The organism is Streptomyces sp. NPDC002588, from assembly GCF_040295925.1.
Lineage (GTDB): Bacteria > Actinomycetota > Actinomycetes > Streptomycetales > Streptomycetaceae > Streptomyces.
In genome coordinates this window covers 84,189-93,152 of record NZ_JBEOWF010000044.1, presented here as the reverse complement: position 1 = coordinate 93,152, position 8,964 = coordinate 84,189, and the positions used below count along the sequence as shown (strand labels likewise).

General features: G+C 69.8%; 10 protein-coding genes and 1 pseudogene. 5 read left to right on the top strand and 6 right to left on the bottom strand.

Features of this window, described 5'->3' with window-relative positions; genetic code table 11:
- Nucleotides 1-272, top strand: a 272-nt coding sequence (locus ABT057_RS38190; protein ID WP_352348508.1) for a hypothetical protein, incomplete at its 5' end; no start/stop codon positions are given.
- A 157-nt stretch (nt 273-429) separates the two neighbouring features.
- Here ABT057_RS38190 and ABT057_RS38185 read toward each other — a convergent pair.
- A complete protein-coding gene (locus ABT057_RS38185) occupies nt 430-1,080 on the bottom strand; it encodes a DNA-3-methyladenine glycosylase (protein WP_352348507.1) in 651 nt (216 codons plus the stop codon).
- A 151-nt stretch (nt 1,081-1,231) separates the two neighbouring features.
- On the opposite strand from ABT057_RS38185, the gene ABT057_RS38180 reads away from it, so the two are divergent.
- From ABT057_RS38180 to ABT057_RS38170, 3 genes are all read left to right on the top strand, one after another.
- Entirely contained in the window at nt 1,232-2,014 is a 783-nt protein-coding gene (locus ABT057_RS38180; RefSeq protein ID WP_352348506.1) for a sporulation protein, read from the top strand.
- Between the two features lie 44 nt (nt 2,015-2,058).
- On the top strand, nt 2,059-2,592 hold the full coding sequence (locus ABT057_RS38175; protein WP_352348505.1) for a YbhB/YbcL family Raf kinase inhibitor-like protein: 534 nt from the start codon (nt 2,059-2,061) through the stop codon (nt 2,590-2,592).
- Between the two features lie 151 nt (nt 2,593-2,743).
- Nucleotides 2,744-3,250 (top strand): HNH endonuclease, encoded by a 507-nt coding sequence (locus tag ABT057_RS38170; protein WP_352348504.1) that lies wholly within the window; start codon nt 2,744-2,746, stop codon nt 3,248-3,250.
- 72 nt (nt 3,251-3,322) lie between these two features.
- Here the strand turns inward: ABT057_RS38170 and ABT057_RS38165 are convergent, their stop codons facing one another.
- The 3 genes and pseudogenes from ABT057_RS38165 to ABT057_RS38155 form a co-directional block, all read right to left on the bottom strand.
- Nucleotides 3,323-4,273 (bottom strand): SPFH domain-containing protein, encoded by a 951-nt coding sequence (locus ABT057_RS38165; protein WP_352348503.1) that lies wholly within the window; start codon nt 4,271-4,273, stop codon nt 3,323-3,325.
- 151 nt (nt 4,274-4,424) lie between these two features.
- A complete protein-coding gene (locus ABT057_RS38160; RefSeq protein ID WP_352348502.1) occupies nt 4,425-4,859 on the bottom strand; it encodes an NfeD family protein in 435 nt (144 codons plus the stop codon).
- Between the two features lie 327 nt (nt 4,860-5,186).
- Nucleotides 5,187-5,717, bottom strand: a pseudogene (locus ABT057_RS38155) (ABC transporter ATP-binding protein); the annotation flags it as partial.
- A 321-nt stretch (nt 5,718-6,038) separates the two neighbouring features.
- Here ABT057_RS38155 and ABT057_RS38150 point away from each other — a divergent pair.
- A complete protein-coding gene (locus ABT057_RS38150) occupies nt 6,039-6,821 on the top strand; it encodes an Rv1486c family protein (protein ID WP_352348500.1) in 783 nt (260 codons plus the stop codon).
- 143 nt (nt 6,822-6,964) lie between these two features.
- Here ABT057_RS38150 and ABT057_RS38145 read toward each other — a convergent pair whose 3' ends face one another.
- The gene (locus ABT057_RS38145; protein WP_352348499.1) at nt 6,965-7,606 is read right to left on the bottom strand and encodes a response regulator; all 642 of its coding nucleotides are present in this window, start codon (nt 7,604-7,606) and stop codon (nt 6,965-6,967) included.
- Nucleotides 7,599-8,744, bottom strand: a complete 1,146-nt coding sequence (locus tag ABT057_RS38140; protein ID WP_352348498.1) for a GAF domain-containing sensor histidine kinase — start codon at nt 8,742-8,744, stop codon at nt 7,599-7,601. Before ABT057_RS38140 ends, ABT057_RS38145 begins: the two co-directional genes overlap by 8 nt.
- Nucleotides 8,745-8,964: the final 220 nt, after the last annotated feature.

The window sequence follows — 8,964 nt, the reverse complement described above, 5'->3', positions numbered from 1 at the left end:
CGGCTATCACTGCCGGGGACGGGGTATCAACATATCTGGCGTTGATTTTTGGCACGCTGTTGAGTTCTCAAGGAACGAAAGCTTCCTTTGTACTCACCCGAGAGACTCTCTCAGGCTTTCCTCCGGGCTTCCCTTCGGTCTTGCGTTTCCGACTCTATCAGACCCTTTCGGCGTCCGATTCCCTGTCGGCGGGTTTTGTCTTCCGGCTTCGGCTTTCGCCTGTCGGCCTTTCGACATTCACTACGTTAGCCGATTCCCTCGGCAACTCATAATCGAGTTCCCGCGGGTACGAATTCGGGCATGCGGGCACGCCGAATTCACTCCCGCTGAGGGATGTCGTAGGTAGTGGTTTGGCCGCTTCCGGCTGCTGGCGAATGCCGTACCCGGGTCAAGCGGCTCGGGCTACGTTACGCCCCTGTCAAGGGCGAGTCAACTTCGGCGCCGCCGTGGGACATGGGCCCGATAGGGACTCACCGTCGGGTCGTCGGCCGCCCAGAAACGCCAGGGATGGACCTCGCCGTTTCCGCCCTCACCGGCGACCCCGGTCCGCGGACCGTTGCGTACCTGGTCGGAGGGGACGGAGGCGCCGGTCAGCATCCTCAGCGGGGTCTCACCGGCAGCGCACGCGTCCACGCCGTCGAGGCTCCGGTCGACGCCCAGAGCAGTGGCCAGCCGGGCCGGGCCTTTGGCCAGTTCCTTGTCATCACGGGCCGAGAGTCGACGTTTGCGAGCGAGTTCGGCGCCCTCGGTCACCTCGCCCGCACGGAGCAGGACGGCGCTCGCGCTGTCCTCGGGACCGCAGACGAGGTTCATGCAGTGCCACATGCCATAGGTGAAGTAGACGTACACATGGCCGGGCGGACCGAACATCACCTCGTTGCGGGCGGTGCGGCCGCGGTAGGCGTGGGAGCCGGGGTCGTTCGGACCGTCATAGGCCTCGACCTCCGTCAGCCGGAGGGTGATCGGACCGTCGGGGGTCGTACGGACGAGGAGGCGGCCGAGGAGGTCGGGGGCCACCTCCAGGACAGGGCGGTCGAAGAAGGCCCTGGGGAGGGGCGTACGGTCGGGGGTCGCGATCATGCCGTCCGAGCGTAGTGGAGACGGTCCGTGCGCCGGGGTGGTCAGCGGGCACTCGGCTTGCCAGGGTGTGGGACGCGGAACCGGCCTCGCCCGGATCGCGTTTGTAGGGATCAAGGGATCCCGGAAGCAAGAAGTCGTCGTAGGGAGAGTCATGGCGTTCAAGAAGCTGCTCGCGAGTCTGGGGGCCGGCGGGGCTTCGGTCGAGACGGTGCTGACGGAGGTCAACGTCGTACCGGGCGGTGTCGTCCAGGGTGAGGTGCGGATCCAGGGCGGGTCCGTGAACCAGAACATCGAGGGACTGTCCGTCGGACTCCAGGCCAAGGTCGAGGTCGAGGGCGGCGACCAGGAGTACAAGCAGGACATCGAGTTCACGAAGCTGCAGCTCGGCGGGGCCTTCGAGCTCCAGGCGGGTGCGGTGCACGCGGTGCCGTTCGGGCTGGAGATCCCCTGGGAGACGCCGGTCACGACGATCGACGGGCAGGCTCTGCGCGGGATGCACATCGGTGTGACCACCGAGCTGGCGATCGCGCGCGCCGTGGACTCCGGCGACCTCGACTCGGTGAACGTGCACCCGCTGCCGGCGCAGAAGGCCATCCTGGACGCCTTCATCCAGCTGGGCTTCCGGTTCAAGAGCGCGGACATGGAGCGCGGCCACATCCGGGGTACGCGGCAGAAGCTGCCGTTCTACCAGGAGATCGAGTTCTTCCCCCCGTCGCAGTACCGCGGGCTGAACCAGGTCGAGCTGAGCTTCGTGGCCGACGAGCACGCGATGGACGTCGTGCTGGAGATGGACAAGAAGCCGGGGCTGTTCAGCGAGGGCAGTGACACCTTCCGCTCGTTCCAGGTGGGTCTGCACGACTACCAGTCGACCGACTGGACGGCGTACCTCAACCAGTGGCTGTCCGAGGTCGGCAGCAGGCGCAACTGGTTCTAGGCTCGGAACCACCTACGCCAGAGAACCATTCAGGAGGTACCGAGGTGACCGAGCTCAACAGGCGGCCGCTCCCCCATGACTTCCACCCGGCCGTGCCCTCGTTCACGGTGGCGAGCCAGGACGTCCACGAGGGCGCGACCCTCAAGGACGAGCAGGTCTACGCGGAGGGCAACACCTCGCCGCACCTGCGGTGGGAGGGCTTCCCGCCCGAGACCAAGAGCTTCGCCGTGACCTGCTACGACCCGGACGCCCCGACGGGCAGCGGGTTCTGGCACTGGGTGCTGTTCGACATCCCGGCCTCGGTGACCGAGCTGCCGGCGGGCGCGGGCAGCGGCAAGTTCGAGGGGCTGCCGGAGGGGACCGTACAGGCTCGCAACGACTACGGCAGCAAGGACTTCGGCGGGGCGGCGCCGCCCGCCGGGGACGGGCCGCACCGGTACGTCTTCACCGTGTACGCCGTGGACCAGGAGAAGCTGGGTCCGGACTCGGACGCCAGTCCGGCCGTTGTCGGCTTCAACCTGCGGTTTCACGCGATCGCGCGCGCCCAGCTGATCGGTGAGTACGAGGTACCTGCCTAAGGCTGACGTTCATTGAACGTTTGCCCGCCTCTGGTCTTGGAATTGATCAGAGGCGGGCATTTTTTATTGCGTTGTCCATCTCGGCGCGCCCGTCCAGAGTTGATCCAAGCCCGCCGGGGGGTGGGCAGGTGCACATGGGAGGTGGGCTGGAATGCGTGACACGTTGGTCCTGAACGCGAGCTTCGAGCCGCTGTCTACGGTGACGTTGAACCGAGCCGTCGTTCTGGTTCTGCAGGACAAGGCCGTCGTCGAGCAGGCCCACCCCGAGCTGCGGATGCGGGGCGCCGATGTGGAGATACCCGCGCCCCGGGTGATCAGGCTGTGCAGGTACGTACGGGTGCCGTTCCGAAGACAAGCGCCGTGGTCGCGAAGGGGGGTGCTGGTCAGGGACCGGCACAGGTGCGCGTACTGCGGCAGACGCGCGACGACGGTGGACCATGTGGTGCCGCGGGCGCAGGGCGGTCAGGACTCCTGGCTGAACACGGTGGCCTCCTGCTCGGAGGACAACCACCGCAAGGCGGACCGGACTCCGGAGCAGGCGGGGATGCCGTTGCTGCGGCAGCCGTTCGAGCCGACACCGCAGGACGCGATGCTGCTGTCGCTGGGACAGGACGACCTGGCGGCGCTGCCTGAGTGGTTGACGGTCGACGCGGCGTGAGCCGGCCGGCATGAGCCGGTATGAGTGGGGCCCGGCATCCGGTGGATGCCGGGCCCCACTCATGCCTCGGGGTCAGTCGATCGACGGCTTCTCGCGGCGTTCCGGCGCCTTCTCCGCGCCTCCGCCGTTCGAACCGCCACCCATTCCCATTCCGCCGAAGTTGCCCATCGCGCCGGAGAGGCCCTTCAAGGCGTCGCCGATCTCGCTGGGGACGATCCAGAGCTTGTTGGCGTCGCCCTCGGCGATCTTCGGGAGCATCTGGAGGTACTGGTAGGAGAGGAGCTTCTGGTCCGGGTCGCCGGCGTGGATGGCCTCGAAGACCGTGCGGACGGCCTGGGCCTCGCCCTCGGCGCGCAGTGCGGCCGCCTTGGCCTCACCCTCGGCGCGCAGGATCTGGGACTGCTTCTCGCCCTCGGCGGTGAGGATCGCGGCCTGGCGGGTACCTTCGGCGGTGAGGATCGCGGCGCGCTTGTCACGGTCGGCGCGCATCTGCTTCTCCATCGAGTCCTGGATGGAGGTCGGGGGCTCGATCGCCTTCAGTTCCACGCGGTTGACGCGGATGCCCCACTTGCCGGTGGCCTCGTCGAGGACGCCGCGCAGGGCCGCGTTGATCTCCTCGCGGGAGGTCAGGGTTCGCTCGAGGTCCATGCCGCCGATGATGTTGCGGAGAGTGGTGACGGTGAGCTGCTCGATGGCCTGGATGTAGCTGGCGACCTCGTAGGTCGCGGCGCGGGCGTCGGTGACCTGGTAGTAGATGACGGTGTCGATGTTGACGACCAGGTTGTCCTGGGTGATCACCGGCTGCGGCGGGAACGGCACGACCTGTTCACGGAGGTCGATGCGGTTGCGGATGGTGTCGATGAACGGGACGACGATGTTCAGGCCCGCGTTCAGTGTCCGTGTGTAGCGGCCGAAGCGCTCGACGATGGCCGCGCTCGCCTGTGGGATGACCTGGATGGTCTTGATCAGGGCGATGAAGACCAACACCACCAGAATGATCAAAACGATGATGACCGGTTCCATCGTGGTTCCCCGTCCCCTTCTTCCGCTTCTCCGCCTCGAGCGTTTCGGAAGATCTTATGGTTGTTGAAGATCTTGCTGGTCGAGTCTGACAGACCGTCGCGTACCTCGGGAGGTCTTCTGTTCACTTGCGCCGTGCGGAAGTTGTGCAAGGTCAGATGACGATTGCCGTGGCCCCCTCGATGTCCACGACGTCCACCGCCTCGCCGACTTCGTAGCTGCGGTCGGTGTCGAGGGCGCGGGCCGACCAGATCTCTCCGGCGAGCTTGATGCGGCCGTTTCCGGAGCCGTCGACGCGCTCCAGCACGACTGCCTGTTTGCCTTTCAACGCGTCGACGCCGGTGGCCAGTTGGGGGCGTTCTGCGCTGTGGCGGGCGGCGATGGGCCGTACGACGGCGATGAGAGCGACCGAGGCGACGATGAAGACGAGGAACTGGGCGACGGTGCCGAGGCCGAAGCCGGCGCCGATCGCGGCGGCCACCGCGCCGACCGCGAGCATGCCGAACTCCGGCATCGCGGTGACCACGAGCGGGATTCCGAGCGCTGCCGCGCCGACGAGCCACCACACCCACGCGTCGATGTCGTTCACACGGTCATGGTAGGGCCGTATGTCCCGTTGCGGACAGGGCGCACAGGGGCAGGGAGAGGGTCAGGACAGGGGCAGACCCTGGGCGGTCCAGCGTTCGCCGACCTGTTCCACGACGAGCGGGAGGCCGAAGCACAGTGACAGGTTGCGGGAAGTGAGTTCGAGTTCGACCGGGCCCGCGGCGAGGACCTTGCCCTGGCGGATCATGAGGACGTGGGAGAAGCCGGGGGCGATTTCCTCGACATGGTGGGTGACCATGATCATCGAGGGGGCGATCGGGTCGCGGGCGAGGCGGCCGAGGCGGCGTACGAGATCCTCGCGGCCGCCGAGGTCGAGGCCGGCCGCGGGCTCGTCGAGGAGGAGGAGCTCGGGGTCGGTCATCAGGGCGCGGGCGATGAGGGTGCGCTTGCGTTCGCCCTCGGAGAGCGTGCCGAACTTCCGGTCGAGGTACTCGCTCATGCCGAGGCGGTCGAGGAAGGCGCGGGCGCGCTGCTCGTCGACGTCCTCGTACTCCTCCTGCCAGGCGGCCGTCATGCCGTAGGCGGCGGTGAGGACGGTCTGCAGGACGGTCTGGCGCTTGGGGAGCTTGTCGGCGAGGGCGATGCCGGCCACGCCGATGCGGGGGCGCAGTTCGAAGACGTCGGTGCCGGGCGCGCCGAGTGTCTCGTCGAGCACGGAGACCTTGCCCGAGCTGGGGAAGAGGTAGGTGGAGGCGATGTTGAGGAGGGTGGTCTTGCCCGCGCCGTTGGGGCCGAGGATGACCCAGCGCTCGCCTTCCTTCACCGACCAGGAGACCTGGTCCACCAGAGCCCGGCCCTCACGGATCACGGATACGTCCTGAAGCTCCAGAACATCGCTCATGAGCGCGTTGTCTCCCCTTGCAGTGTGGCCGGTCTCGGTTGGTCGCGGGTGCCCTGCGGCCCGGACCGCCGCGCGCGGGTGGGCGCGGCCCCTCGGGAAAATCTACGCCACCGGCCGGGTGGGCCGTTCCATCGGTCCGGTCGTTAGGGGGCCTCGCCCTGTGAGCGCCCGATCAGGTCGTGGGTCGGGTGCCCTGCATCGCAGGGCGCCGGAGAGCCCTGACAGCGGAGCGACCTGGGCTTTTCGGCCACTCGGCGAGGTTGGCTGCCAGTCCGTGCGACCCGGGCGGGCACGGTGCGAGGCGCGTCTAGGGTTGGGGGCATGTTCTCGGAACCGCGCTCCGGCCGCCTGGCCGCTTGGGGAAATGCCCTGTTGGCCGGACTCGTCTCGCCGGACGACGCCGTGCTCGCCGTCGTCGGGGAGGACGCGGTGCACCGGGTGGAGGGGCTGCCCGGTGAGTCGGCGCCGGTGGGTCTGACGCTCGCGCTGGGGCGGCTGCGGGCGCTCGGGGCGACGGGGCTCCGGGTGGCGCTGCCCGCGCCCGGGCATCCGCTGGGGCTGAGCGGGCCGCCCGAGTTCAACGCGCGGGCGCTGGACGCGGAGGAGGCGGTGATCTGCCACGGGGCCGCGCTGGGCCTGGTGCCCGAGGTGCACGAGGCCGGGCCCGCCGGTGATGTGCATGTCGAGGTGGTGTGGCACTGCCTGGCGGTGCGGGAGGCTCCGCCGGCGGACGTGCCGTCGCTGGGCGAGGCGGAGCGGGAGCTGGCGGAGGCGTTGCGGGATGCGACGGCCGTGCTGACCCGGCTGGACGTGGCGGGGTCGGGGCCGGCGGCGGAGGCTGCGATCGACGCGTACCGGGCGCGGGCCGAGCGGGGTCGGGAGGTGCTCGCGCCGGGGTATCCGCCGCGGGCGGTGCGGGTGCTGGAGCTGGCGCAGCGGGTGGGGCTGCTGGTGTCGCTGGCGCGGGAGAACGGGCATGGGGGTGCGGTGAGCTCCGCCGAGATGGCGGCACGTGCGGAGGCCCTGCGGCCGGTGGAGCGGACGGCTCGGCGGGCGCAGGTCGCGGCGTACAACGCCGTTGTGGAGGAGCGGGAGCGGGGGTGAGCGGCGGGGATGCGTGGGCGGTGCTGGTGTTCGCGTTGCCGGGAGCTCCCCCCAGACCTCTGTTTCGGCGCTGAAGGGGCCTCGTCCGCACACGCCGGACGGGCCGGGTGAGGGCCGGGACGGTCGTTCGCCGCCTTGTCGCGTCAGCCGGCCACGCCGTGGCGTACGGCCCACAGAGCGGCCTGGGTGCGGTCGGCGAGGTCGAGTTTCATCAGGATGTTCGAGACGTGCGTCTTGACCGTCTTCTCGGAGAGGACGAGGGCGCGGGCGATCTCGCGGTTGGAACGGCCGTCCGCTATGAGGCCGAGCACCTCGCGCTCGCGTTCGGTGAGCGAGCCTCCTCTGCCCTGGCCCGAGCCCGCCTCCTCCTGGGAGAGGAGGGCACCGGCCACCTCGGCCTGGAGCAGGATGTGGCCCGCGTGGACCGAGCGGATGGCACCGGCGAGGGCGTCGGGGTCCACGTCCTTGTAGACGTATCCCGCGGCGCCCGCGCGCAGGGCGGGGACCACGGTGCGCTGTTCGGTGAAGCTGGTGACGATCAGCACGCGCGCGGGGTTGTCGAGTTCGCGCAGGCGCCGCAGTGCCTCGACGCCGTCCATGCCCGGCATCTTGACGTCCATCAGGACGACGTCGGGCTTCAGCTCCTCGGCGCGCTCCACCCCCTCGGCGCCGTCGCCGGCCTCGCCGACGACCTCGATGTCGTCCTGGACCTCCAGGAAGGTGCGCAGGCCCCGGCGGACGACCTGGTGGTCGTCGACGAGCAGCACCTTGATTGCGTCAGCCACCTGGGGCCTCCATCTCGATCGTGGTGCCCTTGCCGGGCGCCGATTCCACCGTCAGGGTGCCGCCGACGCCGCTCGCCCGGTCCCGCATGGAGACCAGGCCGAGGTGGCGGCCGGCCCTGCGGATCGCCTGGGGGTCGAAGCCGGCGCCGTCGTCCGTGATCCGCAGGACCGTGTCGGGGCCGCGCTTGTGGAGGGTCACCTCGACCGCGTGCGCTCCGGAGTGGCGCAGGGCGTTGTGCAGGGCCTCCTGGGCGACCCTCAGCAGGGCCTCCTCCTGTGCGGCGGGCAGGGCGCGCACCCCGTGACTGGTGAAGGTCACGCGCGCGCCGTGGGCACGGTCGAGGACCTGGACCTGGGTGCGGAGGGTGGCGACGAGGCCGTCCTCGTCGAGCGCCGTGGGCCGCAACTCGACGACCGCGGCACGCAGTTCGTCGGCGGCCTCCGCGGCGAGGGCGGCGACCTGCTGCAGCTCGCCCTTGGCTCGGGAGGGGTCGCGGTCGACGAGGGCGGCGGCGGCCTGGGCCGTCAGGCGCAGGGAGAACAGTTTCTGGGCCACCGCGTCGTGCAGCTCGTGGGCCAGCCGGGAGCGTTCCTCGGCGATGGTCAGCTCGCGGCTGCGCTCGTAGAGGCGGGCGTTGGTGAGGGCTATGGCGGCGTGCTGGGCGAGGATGGAGAGCAGTTCCTCGTCGTCCTCGGTGAAGCCGCAGCCGCCCTCCGGTTTCCCGCAGAGCTTGTTGGCGAGGAAGAGGGCGCCGATGACCTCGTCGCCGTCGCGGATGGGCAGGCCCAGGAAGTCGGACATGTCGGGGTGTGTGGAGGGCCAGCCCTCGAAGCGGGGGTCCTTGCGCACGTCGGCGAGGCGCTCGGGGCGCGCCTCCTGGAGCATCGCGGCCAGGATGCCGTGCTGGCGGGGCAGGGGGCCGATGGCCTTCCACTGCTCGTCGCTGACGCCGTCGACGACGAACTGGGCGAAGCCTCCGTCGTCGTCCGGGACGCCGAGCGCGGCGTACTGCGCGTCGAGCAGCTCGCGGGCGGAGGAGACGATCGTCTTGAGGACGTCGCGCACCTCGAGATGCCTGCTCATGGCCAGCAGGGCGGAACTCACCGCGGCGAGGCCGGACCGGGGACCTTGGCTCATGTCCTCACGGTACCGGCGGGGTGTGACAGCGCGGATCGGACCTGTGACGGCCCCGGCTGGTGCGGAGGACCTAGGTCCGAGGTCCCCGGTACGGCGGTGTAGGGCCCGGGGAGGGGGCGTGGGGGCGTACGTCGAAGGGCCCCCGCGGGCCCGGTCCCGCGTCCGAGGCGGAGGGCGGGGGTCGGTTCCTACGTTGGGATCACCGCCGACGGAGGCGGGG